Raw genomic sequence first — 15,760 nt, 5'->3', positions numbered from 1 at the left:
TAGCCTTGAACCAGCCCGGGAAAATTTAAACCGGACAGCAGTGGGCTTGACCCGGCAATCCAGGGCTCCACACTCCGCGGATGAAGGATTTCTATGTCTATATGCTTGCGAGCGGGAGGAACGGGACGATCTATACAGGCGTCACCAGCGACATTCTGCGCCGCATCTCCGAGCACAGGGAAGAGATATCAAAGGGCTTCACCAGCCGATACGGCGTGAAGCGCCTTGTCTGGTACGAGGTGCATTCGGAAGCGCGAAACGCGATCCAGCGCGAGAAGAACATCAAGCACTGGTCCCGCGCATGGAAGATCGCACCGATAGAAGAAACGAACCCGGCATGGAAGGATCTCTTCGAGAGCTTGCTCCGAGAGTCTTGTGAAGAGAGACGCCGCTTGCGCGGTTACTGGATTGCCGGGTCACGGACTGACGTCCGGCCCGGCAATGACATTCGATTTTGACAGGACGCCTACCGTTGCACCATCTTCTGGGCTTCCTCGGCGAATTTCTTCGCGCCTTCGCCGTTGCCCTGCTGAAGGGCGGCGAGGTCGACGGGGATAGTGATGCCCTTCTGCGCGGCGGGGCGCTGAGCGATCAGGTCGAGCCAGCGCTGCAGGTTGGGCAGGTCGTCGATCTCGACGCCCGACCATTTATGCGTGCGCACCCAGGACCAGTTGGCGATATCGGCGATGGAATAATCGCCGGCGAGATACTCATTGTCCTTCAGATGACCGTCGAGAACGGTGAAGAGACGCTTCGATTCGTTCTGGTAGCGGTCGATGGCGGGCTGAATTTTTTCAGGAAAGTAGCGGAAGAAAACATTGGCCTGACCCATCATCGGGCCGACGCCGCCCATCTGGAACATGAGCCACTGGATGACGCGAGAGCGCCCCTTTGCATCCAGGGGCATCAGTCTGCCCGTTTTCTCGGCAAGATAGATCATGATGGCGCCGGACTCGAAAACCGCGAAATCACCCTCGTCGCGATCGACGATCGCGGGAATGCGCCCGTTCGGATTGATCTTCAGGAAGGCCGGTTCCTTCTGCTGGTTCTTCTGCAGCTCGATCGCATGGACCTCGTAAGGGAGCCCAAGTTCTTCAAGCGTTATCGAGGCTTTCCAGCCATTGGGCGTGGAGGCGGTGTAGAGATCGATCATGGACGTTCTGCCTTCCCTTGATGCGGGCCTTGAATAAGGGCGTGATTTTATTGGCGTTCACCGTGCCACTTTACCGGTGCCCGGACCAGACGCATTTTGGGTGGAGGGGGCCCGGGGACAAGGACGGACTGCCGAAATCTTTTGCACTGCACATCAAATTTTCGGGAGGAGGCCGGGGACGGAACGGGACAGCATTCCTGCCTTGTGGCCTGCCGGACCCGCCGTTTAAAATTTTGCACACATGGGCGATGAGAGCGCGCACCTCGCTTGCGCCCATGCAAAATCCATTGAACACTGACGATCTCTCGGCCGCTCGACCTCAAGGCAGGGGCGGGGCACAGACACCACAAGATGGAGGGATGACATCCATGAACCGCAAAAGAGGCATGGCCGGACTGTTGAGCGCGATCTCGCGACGGCAGTTCATGACGGGCGCAGCCGCAGTAGGCCTCAGCATCACCGCGATGCCCAAGTTCGCTTCGGCCGCCGAGGAAAAGAAGCTGAACTTCTACAACTGGGATACCTATATCGGCGAGACGACGCTGGCCGACTTCCAGGCGGCGACGGGCATCGAGGTGAAGATGGACCTCTTCGCCGACAACTCGGAACTCTTCGCCAAGCTCCGTGGCGGCAATCCCGGCTATGACGTGATCGTCCCGTCGAACGACTGGATCCCGCGCATGGTCGCCGGCAACATGCTGCAGGAACTCGACCACTCGAAGATTCCGAACATGGCGAACCTGTTCCCGCGCTTCCTGGACGAGCCGTTCGATCCGGGCCGCAAATATTCGGTTCCCTATATGTGGGGCACCATCGGCATCGGCTACCGCAAGTCGAAGGTTTCCTCCGTGCCCGATAGCTGGAAGGTGCTCTACGACAGCGACGAATATGCCGGCAAGATCGCGCTGCTCTCCGATTGCGGCACCATGATCTCCTGCGCGCTGAAATATCTCGGCTACTCCGTCAACTCGACCGACAAGGCCGAGAACGAGGCGGCGGCCGAACTCATCATCAAGCAGAAGAAGAACATCAAGTCCTTCGCCGAAGACAACGGCCAGGACCTGCTGGCCTCGGGCGAAGTCGACGTCACCATGGAATATAGCGGCGACATCGCGCAGCTCATGACCGAGGACGACGATATCGACTATATCGTGCCGAAGGAAGGCGGCATCATCTGGGAAGACACGCTGGCGATCCCGAAGGGCGCGCCGCACCCGGAAAACGCCCATGCCTTCATCAACTACATCTACGAGCCGGAACCGAACCAGCTCATCACCGACTACATCCAGTTCGCGACGCCGAACAAGGCGGGCTTCGACCTGATGCCGGAAGAATACCGGACCAGCAAGGTCACCTTCCCGCCGGAGGATGTCGTGGCCGTTTCCGAGACGGCGGCCTATCTGGGCGAGGACGTGGTGCAGATGCGCGAGGAGCTCTGCACGAAGATCAACGCCGCTTAGGCGGAACCCGGGCGGGCAGGAAACTGCCCGCCCTTTTCAATTCTGCTATCCTGCTGCCGGCCTCTTTCAATCTCCGCCACGCTGGAGACGGAGATTGAAAGGGACCGGCGGGTCCGGAGAGGGGGAACCTCCGCCCGCCGTCCGAGTTGTGTTTCTCTTTCCTGCCCTTCGGGGGGCCTGCACATGGAAAACTGGAAGAGATCGGCAAAGGCGTTCTTTGCGGCCTTTACGCCGCCGACGTTCTGGCTCGTCGCCTTCTTCATCATTCCGCTCTCGCTGATCTGGCTCTACAGCTTCTCGACCAAGACGGGCGTGACCGACATCACGCTCAACTGGAACCTGCAGCAATATGCCCGCGCGCTGGAGCCGCTCTATCTCGGCATCTTCTGGAAATCGATCCTCATGGCGGCGGCGACGACCGCGATCTGCCTCGTGGTCGCCTTTCCGGTCGCCATCGCCATCGTCTTCTCCAAGCCGACGATGCGCATGTGGCTGCTGCTCCTCGTCATCCTGCCCTTCTGGACAAACCTGCTGATCCGCACCTATGCGCTGATCGCGGTGCTCAGAACCAACGGTTTCATCAATAACGGCCTCGAATGGATCGTGGTGAACGCGGACTGGCTGCTTTCCTTCGTCGGGCTGGGCGACAACCGCATCGTCGGCCCCTTCGAGCCGCTGGCGCTGCTCTACAACAACACGGCGGTCGTCTTCGGCCTCGTCTATGTGAGCCTTCCCTTCATGGTGCTGCCGCTCTATGCCGCGCTCGACCGGCTCGACCGCTCCTACCTCGAAGCGAGCCTCGACCTCGGTGCGGGCCATATCCGCACCTTCTTTTCCATCGTCGTGCCGCTGGCGCTGCCGGGCATTGCGAGCGGCATCGTCATCACCTTCATTCCGGCCATGGGCTCCTACCTCACGCCCGACCTTCTCGGCGGCACGGACAGCCAGATGATCGCCAACGTGATCGCGAGCCAGTTCAAGCAGGCGAACAACTGGCCCTTCGGCGCGGCGCTGAGCTTCCTTCTCATGTATGCGACCTTCTTCGCGCTGGCGATCCGCGCCGTGCTGATGAGGAAAGAGGGAAGAGGAGACGTAAGATGAGTCTTTTCAAGCGCAACCCCGACCCGATGGGCCCGCTCGACTATTCGCGCCGCCTGTCGCTGCGCCTCACGGTCGGCGTGACGCTCTTCTTCCTTTATGCGCCGATCCTCGGCCTCATCGTCTTCAGCTTCAACGACAGCCGCCGCAACGTCGTCTGGCGCGGCTTCACGACCGACTATTACGTGAAGCTCTTCAACAACGACGCGCTGATGCTCGCCTTCGGCAATTCGCTGACCATTGCGCTTTTCACGACGCTCTTCTCGACCGTGCTCGGCGCGCTGACGGCCTATGTGCTCTGGCGCTACCGCTTTCCGGGCAAGGCGATCTACGAGGGCGGCATGGCCCTGCCCATCGTGATCCCCGAAATCTGCATGGGTGTCGCGATGATGGTGTTCTTCGCCCGCATCGGCTGGCCGTCCGGCATGATGTGGCCGTTCAACCTGTCGGCCATCACCATCGCGCATATCGCCTTCTCGTTTCCCTTCGCGGCCATCGTGATCCGCGCCCGGCTCGAAAGCTTCAACCCGGAACTCGCCGAATGCGCGCGCGACCTGGGCGCCAGCGAATACCGCGTCTTCAACGACGTGGTGGTGCCGCACATGAGGCCGGGGCTGATCGCGGGCGCGCTGCTCGCCTTCACGCTTTCGCTCGACGACTTCGTCATCACCTTCTTCACGAGCGGTCCCGACACGGTGACCTTCCCGGTGAAGATCTATTCCATGGTTCGTTTCTCGGTGACGCCGGAAGTGAACGCCGCCTCCACCGTGCTGATCCTGCTGACGCTCGTCGTCACGGCCTTCGCGCTGCGGATGCAGAACCGGAACAACATGCTCGGCTCCGCCGCGCACTGACCCTGAGCGAGTTTCGCAATGACCGACGAACCCATTATCCGGATAGAAAACGTCAGCAAGATTTTCGGCGGCAACGTGAAGGCGGTCGACCGGGTGAACCTGGAGGTGAAGCGCGGCGAGTTCTTCGCGCTGCTCGGCCCTTCGGGTTGCGGCAAGACCACGCTGCTGCGGATGCTGGCGGGCTTCGAGGTGCCGACCGAAGGCAAGGTCATCATCGACGGACATGACATGTCGACCGTCGCGCCGAACAAGCGGCCGATCAACATGGTGTTCCAGTCCTATGCCGTCTTCCCGCACATGTCGGTCGAGCAGAACGTCGCCTACGGGCTCAAGATGGACCGCCGCCCGGCGAAGGAAATCCGGGAGCGCGTGGCCGAAGCCCTCGACCTCGTGAAACTCGGCCACCTCGGCAAGCGCATGCCGGACGAAATGTCGGGCGGCCAGCGCCAGCGCGTCGCGCTCGCCCGCGCACTCGTGAAGCGCCCCTCCGTGCTGCTCCTCGACGAGCCCCTGTCGGCGCTCGACGCGAAGCTGCGCGAGGCGATGCAGCTCGAACTGGTGCGCCTCCAGAAGACGGTCGGCATCACCTTCGTGATCGTGACGCATGACCAGTCGGAAGCCCTGTCGATGGCGAACCGCATCGCTGTGATGAACGCCGGCACCGTGCAGCAGGTGGCAGCACCCGCGCCGCTATACGAAGCACCCGCGAACCGCTTCGTCGCGGACTTCATCGGCAAGATCAACATGATCGACGGCGACGCGGTGGCGGCGGGCGACGGCGAGGTGAAGGTGACGGCGCCCATCCTCGGCGAGGTGACGCTGAAGGGAAGCGCGACCGGCAAGGTGGCGCTCGCCGTGCGGCCGGAAAAGATTTTCGTCTCCGAGAAGGAGCCGATGGAGCCGGACATCATCAAGGTGAAGGGCAAGGTCGGCGAAGTCGCCTATTTCGGCAGCTACTCGAACGTCTTCTTCGACATCGGCCTTGCCCAGCCGCTGCAGGCCGACATCTCCAACCTGTCGAGCGACATCGAGGAGTTCACCTTCAAGGCAGGCGAGGAGGACTGGGTTTACTGGCGCAAGGCCGACACGCTGGTGCTGGGGGACTGAGGGGAGAGAAGGTTCGGGTTGTGTCCTGATTCTCCAGGAGTAAAAAAGGCCGTCATGGCCCGGCTTGTCCGGGCCATCCACGTCTTTACTGATTCAACTCCTCAAACAGGTCGTCCCAGCCGGGGTTCGCCTCATGGATCAGTCGCACCTTCCATGCGCGCGGTCATTTCTTCATCCGGGTTTCACGCGCAATGGCGCCTTCGATTTCTTCGTGGCGTTCCATATAGACAAGGCGCTTCAGGCCGTACCGCTTGCTGAATCCCGGATAGGTTCCATTCCTGTGTTCCGAGGCTCTGCGGCGTATGTCGGATGTCACGCCGATATAGAGCGTCCCGTCTCGCTTGTTTGTGACGATGTAGACCCAGCCGCCTTTCATGCTGGCAGTTTGCCAAGAGAGGGCGGCGCTATGCCAGAAGAAAGCAACAAGAAAGGAAGATGTGGATGGCCCGCATAAAGCGGGCCATGACGGTTGTTATTGAATGGAAGGCGGCAGGTACGGCAATTGAAAACCGCCCCCTCTAAACCTCATCCTCTTCCGCCGGCAGCACGCCGCTTTCCGACACCCTCTCCACCATGCGCACGATGCGGTCGATCAGGATGAGCGGCACCATTTCGCTTAAGGTGCGGATGCCGTTCACCGCGAGCTTCGCGGCGGCGGGCTGGTCGAGCTTGTCGCCGAGGCGCGAGTAGAAGCCGACGACGGCGCGCCGCGCCAGCAATTCGATCATCTGCGGATAGAACTCGTAGCTCTCGGTCGTGTAGCCGATATCGGGCGTGAAACCGTCAGCGCGGGTCTGCGCGATGATCTCCATGATGCGGACATTGCGCTGGTTGAGCCATTCGCCGCCGTCGCGCTTGTCGATATGGATGAGGCCGATTTCGGCGAAGGTGCGGATCTCGTCGATCCCGAGGCCGGTGTCCTTCGCAACATCGGTAAGCTTTCTCGGCGCGAGGTTGCGCCCGTCGGCAAGCAGCGGGCCCATCGCCACCTCAAGCCCGATCAGCGCCTCGAAGCCGCCCTCGGGCTCCCCCGTCTCGGAGGTGACGATGGTGCGGATGACGGAGAGCGGCAGGTGGCGCTCCTGCTGGAGCTTGCGGATGAGGTTGAGCCGCTTCACATGCTCGCGCCCATAGGCTGCGACATTGCGCTTCGGCCGGACGGGCTCCGGCAGGAGCCCCTCGCGGATGTAATAGCGGATGGTCTCGCGCCCGATACCGGTCGCGGCCTCCAGTTCCTTCATCTTCATGCGTCTGGTTTCTTCATTCTTTGGCCCCGCCCTCAGGGCGGGCCTCCCCCCGGGAACATTTTGAGCCAGTTTAACAGATGCATGGCAAAAATGCGTAGTACGAATCCACTGCGGCCGGAGGGATCAGCGGTGGCCTTCGCGATGCGCGATCTCGTTCATGAGCTCGACCTGGATCTGCTGGATTTCCATGAGCCTCTGCCATTGATGGATCAGCAGATGATCGAGTTTCTCGTGCAGATGGCGGATTTCGAGTTCGGCTTTGAGATTGATCTTGTAGTCGTTCTTGGCCCTGATCCGGTCGCGCGCTTCCTGCCGGTTCTGGCTCATCATGATGATGGGAGCCTGGAGGGCGGCAAGACAGGAGAGCACCAGGTTGAGCAGGATGAAGGGATAGGGGTCGAAGGGCCGGGCGAAGAGCCCCACGACATTGAGCGCGATCCAGCCGAAGAGAACCGCGCCGAAAAAGATGATGAAGCGCCAGCTGCCGCCGAAGCTCGCAATGACGTCCGACAGCCGCTCGCCGAGCGTCAACGTGCCCTCGAAAATCTCTTCCGCGTTCTCCGCGACGATGTCGTTTTCCTTGAGGCTGCGCAGCACCTCGCTTTCAAGCTCGTCGAGCTGGCCCTTATCCGCCTCGATGGCGCGGCGGACATAGAGATCGCGGAAGCGGTTCAGGTGATCGCGGCAAATGCGGGCATCCGGCGAAAGATCCGGATGTTCCGCGCGAATGAGCTCGAGGATCGGCTCGCGGATGGAGGAGATCGGGACGAGGCTGCCATGCCGCTTGCCCGGTCCGCACAGGACGCAGAAATGGCGCTCGTTACGGCTGTTGCTCTGCCCGGTCGACATGGCTGGCCCCTCCTCCCTCGTTCCCTGCAAACTATAGACGAAGCGCATGAAAAAAGGGCGGCGCATCACTGCACCGCCCTTCCGGTTCGAGGAGTTCGAGAGCCTTAGAGACGCTCGATGATCGTGACGTTGGCGAGACCGCCGCCTTCGCACATGGTCTGGAGACCGTAACGCTTGCCCTTGCTCTTGAGCGCGTGAATGAGCGTCGTCATGAGCTTGGTGCCGGACGCACCGAGCGGATGGCCGAGCGCGATCGCGCCGCCATGCACGTTGAGCTTCTCCGGGTCGGCACCCACCGCCTGCAGCCAGGCGAGCGGCACCGAGGCGAAGGCCTCGTTCACTTCATAGAGGTCGATATCCTCGATCTTCATGCCGGCCTTCTTGAGCGCCTTCTGGGTGCCGGGAAGCGGCGCCTCGAGCATGATGACCGGATCGCCGCCAACCACCGTCATGTGATGGACGCGTGCGATGGGCTCGACGCCGAGCGCCTTCAGGCCCTTCTCGTTGACGATCATGACGCCGGACGCACCGTCGCAGATCTGCGAGGAGGAGGCGGCCGTGACCGCGCCGCCCTCGACGAGGAGCTTCACGCCCTTGATCGCCTCGAGGCTCGCATCGAAACGGATACCTTCGTCGACCTTGTGGGTCTCCCTCGAGCCGTCTTCGAGCGCGATGTCGAGCGGCACGATCTCGTTGTCGAAGAGGCCGGCCTGCGTGGCGGCAATCGCCTTGCGGTGGCTGTTATAGGCGAACTCGTCGAGCTGGTCCTTCGTGAGGCCGTATTTCCTGGCCATCATTTCGGCGCCGGCGAACTGGCTGAACTGGATGTTCGGGTAACGCTCTTCGATGTTCGGGCTCTTGTAGATGCCGAAACCGTTCTTGAAGGGCAGCGAGATCGGCATGCCCATCGGCACGCGCGTCATGCTCTCGATGCCCGCCGCGACCACGACATCCATCGCGCCCGACATGACGGCCTGCGCGGCGAAGTGGAGCGCCTGCTGCGAGGAGCCGCACTGACGGTCGACGGAAGTGGCCGGCACGCTTTCGGGAAGGCCGGAGGCCAGCACCGCGTTACGCGCGATGTTCATGCCCTGCTCGCCCGCCTGGTCGACGCAGCCGACGATGACGTCTTCGATGAGCTCGGGATCGGCGCCGGTGCGCTTCATGAGTTCGTCGATCACCTTGCCGCCGAGATCGGCCGGGTGCCAGTCCTTCAGTTTGCCGCCCTTGCGGCCGCCCGCGGTGCGGGCCGCGGCGACGATATAGGCTTCCGCCATGATCTTCTCTCCCTGGTTTGCTCGCCCGGCCCGGAACGCGGGCTCACGCGATGACGCTTCCTGATATGTATATACACGGTCGGTTTCGGCAACCATCTTGTCCGCATATTTGCCGCACATCTTCTACACGGGGCGCACCTTGTCCAGCCGGAAACTGCCCCTTGCAAGTTCGCAAATCTGTGCCCAGAGTTGAAAGAAAGCCTTGTAACACAACAACTTGCCGGTTTACGCAGCGTCGGTGCGGTCCCATGGACCGGCTGTCCGAATTTGCACCGCTACCCGGTGAAAAGGAACAGGCGAAACACCCCGGAGGACCCCCATGAGCGACAAAACGAGCGACAAGAAAATCGACAATGCGATCGTGAACCCGAAGACCTATGCGCATGTCGACGCGTTTCACGAGCTCTTCACGAAACTGCGCGCGGAAGAGCCCGTGCGCTGGACGGAGCCCGACGGCTTCCGTCCCTTCTGGACCGTGTCGAAGCATGCCGACATCATGGAAGTGGAGCGCCAGACCGGCAAGTTCCTGAACGATCCGCGCCTCACGCTGCAGTCGATCGAACTGGAGGAAGAGGTGAAGAAGTTCACCGGCGGCGAGGCGAAGCTCATCCGCTCACTGGTCGACATGGACGATCCGGACCACCGCGACTACCGGGGCCTGACGCAGGCCTGGTTCATGCCGCCGAACCTCAAGGCGATTTCGGTCCGCGTCGATGCGCTGGCCGAGAAATATATCGACCGGCTGGAAGCGAAGGGCGGCGAATGCGACTTCGTCTCGGACGTGGCGGTCTGGTATCCGCTGCGTGTCATCATGACGGTGCTGGGCGTGCCGGAGGAAGACGAACCGATCATGCTGAAGCTGACGCAGGAACTGTTCGGCTCGACCGACCCCGACATGAAGCGCCCCGATGCGACCGAACCGTCAAAACGGTGACCGAGTTCTTCAACTACCTCAACGCAATGACGAAAGACCGCCGCAAGAACCCGCGCGACGACGTGGCGAGCGTGATCGCCAATGCGACCATCGACGGCGAGCCCATCGGGCATCTCGAAGCCATGTCCTACTACATCATCGTGGCGACGGCGGGCCACGACACGACGAGCTCGACGGCAGCGGGCGGCCTTCTCGCGCTGATGCAGAACCCGGAAGAGTTCGCGAAGCTGAAATCCGATCCGGAAAAATATCTGGGCGGCGCCATCGACGAGATGATCCGCTGGACGACGCCGGTGAAGCACTTCTTCCGCACGGCGGCCGTCGACTACGAATTGCGCGGCCAGAAGATCAAGGCGGGCGACAATCTGCTCATGTGCTACTGGTCGGCGAACCGCGACGAGGACGCCTTCGACGATCCTTTCGCTTTCCGGATCGAGCGTTCGCCGAACAAGCACCTCGCTTTCGGCTATGGCGCGCATCTCTGCCTCGGCCAGCATCTGGCGAAAATGGAAATCCGTGCGCTCTACAAGGAACTGCTGGCGCGGCTCGACCATATCGAACTCGCGGGCGAGCCGGCCTTCGTGGAGGCGAGCTTCGTGAGCGGGTTGAAGCGTTTGCCCGTGCGCTACTCGATGAAGCGCAAGGCGGCGTGAGGGCGACGCCACCGACAAGGAAAAGGCGGCTCGTGCGGGCCGCCTTTTTCATGCGCCTATTGCGGCATGGCGCGGCGGTAGAGATGCCAGGTTGCGTGCCCGAACACCGGTAGGACGACGACAAGCCCCAGAAAGAGCGGAACCGACGCGGCGAGCACGCAAAGCGTCACGAAGACGCCCCAGCCGAGCATCACGAAGGGGCTCTGCAGCACGGCCTTCACGGACGCGATCATGGCGGTGACGATATCGATGTCGCGTTCAAGCAGAAGCGGGATCGAGAAGACGGTGATCGAGAAGAGAACCATCGCCAGCACCGCGCCGACGGCATGGCCGAGCGCAAGGAAGAGGAGCCCCTGCGGCGTGGTGAAGACCACCGTCACGAATTGCTCGAAGGAGGCAAAGGAGATGAGGCCGAGACAGAGCGCGATCAGCAGGCGGACCTGATACATCCAGACCCAGAAGACGAAGAGCATCACGAAGGCCATCCAGGAAACCTCGCGCCGCCGCTGCGCCCAGATGACGGCGAAGACGCCGCGCCAGGAGGGACGTTCGCCCGCGGCGAGACATCGGCTCACCTCGTAGAGACCGACGGCGGCAAACGGCCCGACCAGCGGAAAGCCGATGGCGAAGGGATAGATGAGCCAGGGCATGTCCCAAGTGGTCAGCGACAGGACAATGACCGCGCCGATCGCCGCGAAGGCGCCGCCGATGGCGAGGCCGAAAAGCGGCGCACGGAAGAAATCGCGAAGACCGGCGCGCAGAGCGGCAACGAGATCGCGTATCTCCATCGTGTGTACAGGTTGCCCCGCAACGCCCGGCGCGGGAGCGCCGGAAGACATATCCGTCATCTTCTCTCTCCTCCCCTGTGCGTCGAAACCCACGGGAGAAGTATGAACAGAAGCCGGGCCCCGCGCCTAGCAGATTTCAGGCGGCGGCGATCGTCTCCGCGCGCGCGACGCCGCTGGCGAGATAGGCATTCCACGCAGCCACGAGGGTGGACGCTTCGCCCGTGCCGAAGACATAGCGGTCGGGACGGACGAGGACGGCCTGACGGTCGCCGATGAGCGCCGCGAGACGACCTGACGCGTCGGGCAGCGCACCGAGCCGGGCCACGAAGCCGCCGGAGCCCGCGAAGGCGCGCGACGCTTCGCTTTCCTCGCGGACGATCAGCAGGGCCGCATAGCCCGCCGCATCGTCGAGGCGGCTCTTTTCATGAGCTGTGCCGAAGCCCGGATCTGGCGCGATGGCGCCGCCGCTTTCGAGGATGCCGGACTTGATGCCGTCGACCGAGAGCAAGGGGCTGATGCGCTTGTCTTCGGGCGCGGCCAGCATCTGCGCGTCGCGCTGGCGCGCGGCTTCGGCATCCTGCGTGCAGACGACCCGGCCCATCGAAACGGCCATTTCCGTGATCATGCGCACATGCGGCTCGCGCTCCACCTGATAGCTGTCGAGGAGCGCCTCACCGGCGCGCCCGCGCAGCACGGCCTCGATCTTGAAGGCAAGGTTCGCCGCATCCCGCGTGCCCGAGCAGAGGCCCTGCCCCAGGAAGGGCGGCATCTGATGCGCGGCATCGCCCGCGAGAATGACGGGGCCCATGCGCCATGTCTTCGCGATGAGCGCGTGGAAGCGGTAGACGGCGCGGCGCTCGACCTCGAGCGCGGAGGCGTCGGCATAAGGGGCGATCATGGCGGCGATCGCCTCGTCCGAGACGACGTCTTCCGGCTTTTCGCCGGGCAGCAGCATGATCTCGAAACGGTGACGGCCGGGCGCCATCGGCATCGAGGTGACCGGACGCGCGGGATCGCAATGCTGAAGACCGACGGTCGACAGGCGCGTCACGCCATTCTTCAATACCGTGTCGATGACGAGCCAGGGTTCGTCGAAACCCATATCGTCGAACTCGATGCCTGCCTTGCGGCGCACCGTGCTGTTGCCGCCGTCGCAGCCGACAATGAAACGCGCCGCGACCTCATAAGCGCCTTCGGGCCCTTCGATCTCGGCAAGGATGCCCTCGCCCGCCGTTTCATAGGTCTTGAGCGCGTGGCAGAGGCGCGTGGAGACCGTGGGCATTTCCGCGAGGCGCGCCCGCAACGCATGCTCGAGCGTCGGCTGGTGAAACATGGAGGACCAGGGCCAGCCCGTCGGCGCAAGATCGCCTGTCGGCTTGAAGCCCATGAGGAGCTCGCCCGCCGCATTGCGGAACTCGTAGGAGGAGAGCGGCTGGCTCGCCCGTGCAACGGCTTCCGCCCCGCCCGCGAGGTGGAGAAGACGCATCGTCTCGTGATCGAGATGCGCGGCACGCGGCAAGGGATAGACGTCCTTGTCGCGTTCGATGGCGATGGCGCTCACGCCCATGCGTCCGAGATAGACGCCGAGCGCCGCACCCACGGGCCCAAGCCCGACGATCAGAACTTCCGTTTCCTCGCGCTTCATGGTCTCCCCCTGTTTTTTTTATGCCGCTTCGATCACCGTCTCGGCCTTTTCGGGCACGACGCGGTTTTCGATGTGCCCGAGTTTTTCGACCTCGACGCGCACGACATCGCCTTCCTTCAGGAACTGCATCGGCTTCATCGCAGCGCCGACGCCGCCCGACGTGCCCGTGAAGATCACGTCGCCCGGATCGAGCGTGAAGGCCTGGCTGAGATGCGCGATCTGGTCGAAGCAGTTGAAGATGAGATGCTTCGTGTTGGAGTTCTGGCGGAGTTCGCCGTTCACCCAGCACTTGATATCGAGCGCATGGGGATCGCCCACCTCGTCGGGCGTCACGATCCACGGACCCGTGGGTCCATGCGTATCGAAGCTCTTGCCGATCTGCCAGGTATTGGTGCGGAGCTGCCAGTCGCGCACGCTGACATCGTTGCCGACGAAATAGCCGGCGATCACTTCATGCGCGCGTTCGACCGGCACATGCTTGCAGCGCTTGCCAATGACGAAACACATCTCCGCTTCGTAGTCGAGAAGCGAGGAGACGGCGGGCAGCGCGATGTCGGCATAGGGACCGGTGATGCAGTTGTGCTGCTTGTTGAACCAGACCTGATGCTCGGGCATGGGCTGGCCGGATTCTTCCACATGGTCGCGGTAGTTGAGGCCGATGGCGAGCACCTTGCCCGGAAAGGGAATGGGCGCTTCGAGCGTGACGCCCGACAGCGGCAGGGCCTTGCCCTTTTCCGCCGCCGCGCGCGCCTTTGCCATCGCGGCATCGCTCGAAATGAGCGCCACCATATCGCGCGGCAGATCCGGTGCCGCGACGGAGAGATCGACGATGCCGTCGTCGCGGACGACGCCGATGCGCGTGGAACCGCCTTCTGTGAAGGTTGCGAGCTTCATGGTCTGTTTCCTTTTTTTGAATTCCGCTCAGGCGCCCATGCTCGGCGGCGCGGGCGGCCCCCACTGATTGCCCATGAGTTCCTCGATGCTCGTGAGATTGGGCGGCGTTTCGTCGTTGAAGAGATCGCCGTCGGTCCAGTGTTCGACCGTGTGGCCCCAAGGATCGCGCCAGTAGTCGAAGATCTGACTGCCGAGAATGTGGCGGCCGACACCCCATTCGTGCCGGCGGCCAGCCTCGACGAGGACTTCGCGGCCGGCCATCAGGTCGTCGAAATTCGCGACCTCGAAGGCAGCGTGATTGAAGCCGGACGTGCCGGTGCCGACGGGAAAGAGCGTGTGATGATCGACATGGGTCTTGCCGCGGTCGCAGCGCAGGAAGGCGCCGATGGGCGCGCCGGGCGCAATCTCGATTTCGTCTGACGTGACGAGGCCGAAGCGTTCCTTGTACCAGGCCTCCGTTTCGCGGAAATCCTTCACATTGATGACGCAATGGCCGAGACGCTTCACCTGCGAGGGACCGGGCGCGACCCGCAGCGGCGCGCCGCGCCGGGGCCGCTCCGCACCGTCATTGTGAACGAGACGCCGCTTCACGGGGAGTGCCTCGGGCGCTGCCTGCCCCGCGACGATGTCGACGGGAAAACCGTTCGGATCGGTGAAGCGGACGATCTTTCCGCCACCCGGCGCATCGTTTTCCTCGACGGGAAGCCCGTAGGCGGCGGAGAGCTTTTCGAGATCGGCGACGCTTTCCGCGTAGAAACCGAGGCCCGCAAAGCCCGGCTCGCCAAGCTCCGTTACATGACCGAAGGGCAGCGGGTCGGTGCCGCGCATGTAGAGGGTCTTTTCGCGGCGCTCCGCGCGCACGAGACCGAATTCGAGAAGGAATTTCTCCATCTCGTCGAGATCGGGTGCGCGAAACCGCACATAGGCAATGTCCGTGACCTTGATCATTCTTTCCTCCGCTTCAATTGCCCGCCGTGAACAGGTCCATGCCGCTCGCATCGAAGGGCCGCGCAAGCACGGCCTCGATCTCGTGGCTCTCCAGTCCGAGCCCGGCGAGCAGAACGGCGGCGATGTTGCGCGCGTAACCTTCGCCGCGCAGGATTTCCGCGCCCGCGCCATTGTCGAGCAGATGCCGCATGGCGATGGTGCCGAGGCCGACGACGATATGAAGTGCCGACATTTCGTCCGGCACGCGGAAGCGGCCCTTCGCAATGCCGTCGCGAACGTCGCCAAGCAGATGTTCGTTGCCGTGACTGTCGAGCGCCGCGCTGCTGTCGTAGAGGCGGGCGAGCATCGCCGTCTTGACCGGATCGAGAACGACGCCGGCCATGAAGAGGCGAACGCCACGTGCGATGCGCTCCGCCGGATCGTCGATGCCGCGATTGATCTCCTCGACCGCGGCGGTCATGCCGTGACGGACGCTGGCGGCGACGGCACGCGCGATCTCCGTGCGATCGGTGAAGTAGTTGTAGAAGGTGCCCTTCGCGACGCCGGCCACGTTCACGATTTCGTCGATGGTCGTCGCGTCGACGCCCTGCTTCGCAAAGAGCCTCAGCGCGGCCTCCACCAGCACCGCGCGCATCCGCTCGCGGCGGCGCGTTGCCGCTTCCTCCGGCTTCACTGCAAGTGCCCGTCCGGCCGCCATGGAACCTCCCTCTCTCTATCTGACTATTTAGTCATTAAATGACTATTTAGTCAAGTTGGGAGAAAGCGCCGTTCGCGAGGGTCCCAAAGAGAAAGGGCGGCACCTCAAGGAGGGCCGCCCTTTCGATTTCGAACGCCAGGCCGGAAGAACCGGCCG

The 15,760-nt window shown here is 62.8% G+C and carries 17 protein-coding genes; 7 read left to right on the top strand and 10 right to left on the bottom strand.

The window, feature by feature from the left end; genetic code table 11:
- Positions 1 to 80: 80 nt before the first annotated feature.
- Complete coding sequence (locus tag ACKUUH_RS05950; RefSeq protein ID WP_407948960.1) at positions 81 to 458, top strand: GIY-YIG nuclease family protein; 378 nt, start codon at positions 81 to 83, stop codon at positions 456 to 458.
- A gap of 8 nt (positions 459 to 466) precedes the next feature.
- Here ACKUUH_RS05950 and ACKUUH_RS05945 read toward each other — a convergent pair whose 3' ends face one another.
- Positions 467 to 1,153, bottom strand: coding sequence for a glutathione S-transferase family protein (locus tag ACKUUH_RS05945; RefSeq protein WP_407948959.1), 687 nt, complete (start codon positions 1,151 to 1,153; stop codon positions 467 to 469).
- A 368-nt stretch (positions 1,154 to 1,521) separates the two neighbouring features.
- Here ACKUUH_RS05945 and ACKUUH_RS05940 point away from each other — a divergent pair, with 368 nt between their 5' ends.
- The 4 genes from ACKUUH_RS05940 (at position 1,522) to ACKUUH_RS05925 (ending at position 5,672) form a co-directional block, all read left to right on the top strand.
- Positions 1,522 to 2,613, top strand: a complete 1,092-nt coding sequence (locus ACKUUH_RS05940; protein ID WP_407948958.1) for a PotD/PotF family extracellular solute-binding protein — start codon at positions 1,522 to 1,524, stop codon at positions 2,611 to 2,613.
- A 183-nt stretch (positions 2,614 to 2,796) separates the two neighbouring features.
- Positions 2,797 to 3,714: an ABC transporter permease gene (locus ACKUUH_RS05935; RefSeq protein ID WP_407948957.1), complete on the top strand. Its 918-nt coding sequence runs from the start codon at positions 2,797 to 2,799 to the stop codon at positions 3,712 to 3,714.
- On the top strand, positions 3,711 to 4,565 hold the full coding sequence (locus ACKUUH_RS05930; RefSeq protein ID WP_407948956.1) for an ABC transporter permease: 855 nt from the start codon (positions 3,711 to 3,713) through the stop codon (positions 4,563 to 4,565). The genes ACKUUH_RS05935 and ACKUUH_RS05930 overlap by 4 nt, the downstream gene beginning before the upstream one ends.
- 18 nt (positions 4,566 to 4,583) lie before the next feature.
- A complete protein-coding gene (locus tag ACKUUH_RS05925) occupies positions 4,584 to 5,672 on the top strand; it encodes an ABC transporter ATP-binding protein (protein ID WP_407948955.1) in 1,089 nt (362 codons plus the stop codon).
- A 163-nt stretch (positions 5,673 to 5,835) separates the two neighbouring features.
- Here the strand turns inward: ACKUUH_RS05925 and ACKUUH_RS05920 are convergent, their stop codons facing one another.
- The 4 genes from ACKUUH_RS05920 to ACKUUH_RS05905 all read right to left on the bottom strand — a co-directional run bounded on the left by ACKUUH_RS05920 (position 5,836) and on the right by ACKUUH_RS05905 (position 9,045).
- Positions 5,836 to 6,048 (bottom strand): GIY-YIG nuclease family protein, encoded by a 213-nt coding sequence (locus tag ACKUUH_RS05920; RefSeq protein ID WP_407948954.1) that lies wholly within the window; start codon positions 6,046 to 6,048, stop codon positions 5,836 to 5,838.
- Positions 6,049 to 6,190: 142 nt separating this feature from the next.
- A complete protein-coding gene (locus tag ACKUUH_RS05915; protein ID WP_407948953.1) occupies positions 6,191 to 6,919 on the bottom strand; it encodes a MerR family transcriptional regulator in 729 nt (242 codons plus the stop codon).
- A gap of 123 nt (positions 6,920 to 7,042) precedes the next feature.
- A complete protein-coding gene (locus ACKUUH_RS05910) occupies positions 7,043 to 7,768 on the bottom strand; it encodes a DUF1003 domain-containing protein (RefSeq protein WP_407948952.1) in 726 nt (241 codons plus the stop codon).
- A 104-nt stretch (positions 7,769 to 7,872) separates the two neighbouring features.
- The gene (locus tag ACKUUH_RS05905) at positions 7,873 to 9,045 is read right to left on the bottom strand and encodes an acetyl-CoA C-acetyltransferase (RefSeq protein ID WP_407948951.1); all 1,173 of its coding nucleotides are present in this window, start codon (positions 9,043 to 9,045) and stop codon (positions 7,873 to 7,875) included.
- Positions 9,046 to 9,364: 319 nt separating this feature from the next.
- Here ACKUUH_RS05905 and ACKUUH_RS05900 point away from each other — a divergent pair, with 319 nt between their 5' ends.
- Together ACKUUH_RS05900 and ACKUUH_RS05895 are read left to right on the top strand one after the other, a co-directional pair.
- Positions 9,365 to 9,979, top strand: coding sequence for a hypothetical protein (locus ACKUUH_RS05900; protein WP_407948950.1), 615 nt, complete (start codon positions 9,365 to 9,367; stop codon positions 9,977 to 9,979).
- Positions 9,976 to 10,632 (top strand): cytochrome P450, encoded by a 657-nt coding sequence (locus ACKUUH_RS05895; protein ID WP_407948949.1) that lies wholly within the window; start codon positions 9,976 to 9,978, stop codon positions 10,630 to 10,632. Before ACKUUH_RS05900 ends, ACKUUH_RS05895 begins: the two co-directional genes overlap by 4 nt.
- 56 nt (positions 10,633 to 10,688) lie before the next feature.
- On the opposite strand, the gene ACKUUH_RS05890 is transcribed toward ACKUUH_RS05895, so the two are convergent.
- From ACKUUH_RS05890 to ACKUUH_RS05870, 5 genes are all read right to left on the bottom strand, one after another.
- Positions 10,689 to 11,480, bottom strand: a complete 792-nt coding sequence (locus tag ACKUUH_RS05890) for a DUF2189 domain-containing protein (RefSeq protein ID WP_407948948.1) — start codon at positions 11,478 to 11,480, stop codon at positions 10,689 to 10,691.
- Between the two features lie 76 nt (positions 11,481 to 11,556).
- On the bottom strand, positions 11,557 to 13,065 hold the full coding sequence (locus tag ACKUUH_RS05885; protein ID WP_407948947.1) for a bifunctional 3-(3-hydroxy-phenyl)propionate/3-hydroxycinnamic acid hydroxylase: 1,509 nt from the start codon (positions 13,063 to 13,065) through the stop codon (positions 11,557 to 11,559).
- Positions 13,066 to 13,083: 18 nt separating this feature from the next.
- Positions 13,084 to 13,959: a fumarylacetoacetate hydrolase family protein gene (locus ACKUUH_RS05880; protein WP_407948946.1), complete on the bottom strand. Its 876-nt coding sequence runs from the start codon at positions 13,957 to 13,959 to the stop codon at positions 13,084 to 13,086.
- Between the two features lie 27 nt (positions 13,960 to 13,986).
- Positions 13,987 to 14,907, bottom strand: a complete 921-nt coding sequence (locus ACKUUH_RS05875; protein ID WP_407948945.1) for a VOC family protein — start codon at positions 14,905 to 14,907, stop codon at positions 13,987 to 13,989.
- A gap of 13 nt (positions 14,908 to 14,920) precedes the next feature.
- Positions 14,921 to 15,604 (bottom strand): TetR/AcrR family transcriptional regulator, encoded by a 684-nt coding sequence (locus tag ACKUUH_RS05870; RefSeq protein ID WP_407948944.1) that lies wholly within the window; start codon positions 15,602 to 15,604, stop codon positions 14,921 to 14,923.
- Between the last annotated feature and the right edge of the window lie 156 nt (positions 15,605 to 15,760).

This window comes from Parvibaculum sp. (genome assembly GCF_045863935.1).
Lineage (GTDB): Bacteria > Pseudomonadota > Alphaproteobacteria > Parvibaculales > Parvibaculaceae > Parvibaculum.
Note: the sequence above shows the minus strand (reverse complement) of the source record. Positions and strands in the feature narration are given on the sequence as shown.

Bases quoted from the DNA above. Each gene is read 5' to 3' on its own strand.
- ACKUUH_RS05950 (WP_407948960.1), top strand. From the start codon at position 81: ATGAAGGATTTCTATGTCTATATGCTTGCGAGCGGGAGGAACGGGACG.
- ACKUUH_RS05945 (WP_407948959.1), bottom strand. From the start codon at position 1,153: ATGATCGATCTCTACACCGCCTCCACGCCCAATGGCTGGAAAGCCTCG.
- ACKUUH_RS05940 (WP_407948958.1), top strand. From the start codon at position 1,522: ATGAACCGCAAAAGAGGCATGGCCGGACTGTTGAGCGCGATCTCGCGA.
- ACKUUH_RS05935 (WP_407948957.1), top strand. From the start codon at position 2,797: ATGGAAAACTGGAAGAGATCGGCAAAGGCGTTCTTTGCGGCCTTTACG.
- ACKUUH_RS05930 (WP_407948956.1), top strand. From the start codon at position 3,711: ATGAGTCTTTTCAAGCGCAACCCCGACCCGATGGGCCCGCTCGACTAT.
- ACKUUH_RS05925 (WP_407948955.1), top strand. From the start codon at position 4,584: ATGACCGACGAACCCATTATCCGGATAGAAAACGTCAGCAAGATTTTC.
- ACKUUH_RS05920 (WP_407948954.1), bottom strand. From the start codon at position 6,048: ATGAAAGGCGGCTGGGTCTACATCGTCACAAACAAGCGAGACGGGACG.
- ACKUUH_RS05915 (WP_407948953.1), bottom strand. From the start codon at position 6,919: ATGAAGATGAAGGAACTGGAGGCCGCGACCGGTATCGGGCGCGAGACC.
- ACKUUH_RS05910 (WP_407948952.1), bottom strand. From the start codon at position 7,768: ATGTCGACCGGGCAGAGCAACAGCCGTAACGAGCGCCATTTCTGCGTC.
- ACKUUH_RS05905 (WP_407948951.1), bottom strand. From the start codon at position 9,045: ATGGCGGAAGCCTATATCGTCGCCGCGGCCCGCACCGCGGGCGGCCGC.
- ACKUUH_RS05900 (WP_407948950.1), top strand. From the start codon at position 9,365: ATGAGCGACAAAACGAGCGACAAGAAAATCGACAATGCGATCGTGAAC.
- ACKUUH_RS05890 (WP_407948948.1), bottom strand. From the start codon at position 11,480: ATGACGGATATGTCTTCCGGCGCTCCCGCGCCGGGCGTTGCGGGGCAA.
- ACKUUH_RS05885 (WP_407948947.1), bottom strand. From the start codon at position 13,065: ATGAAGCGCGAGGAAACGGAAGTTCTGATCGTCGGGCTTGGGCCCGTG.
- ACKUUH_RS05880 (WP_407948946.1), bottom strand. From the start codon at position 13,959: ATGAAGCTCGCAACCTTCACAGAAGGCGGTTCCACGCGCATCGGCGTC.
- ACKUUH_RS05875 (WP_407948945.1), bottom strand. From the start codon at position 14,907: ATGATCAAGGTCACGGACATTGCCTATGTGCGGTTTCGCGCACCCGAT.
- ACKUUH_RS05870 (WP_407948944.1), bottom strand. From the start codon at position 15,604: ATGGCGGCCGGACGGGCACTTGCAGTGAAGCCGGAGGAAGCGGCAACG.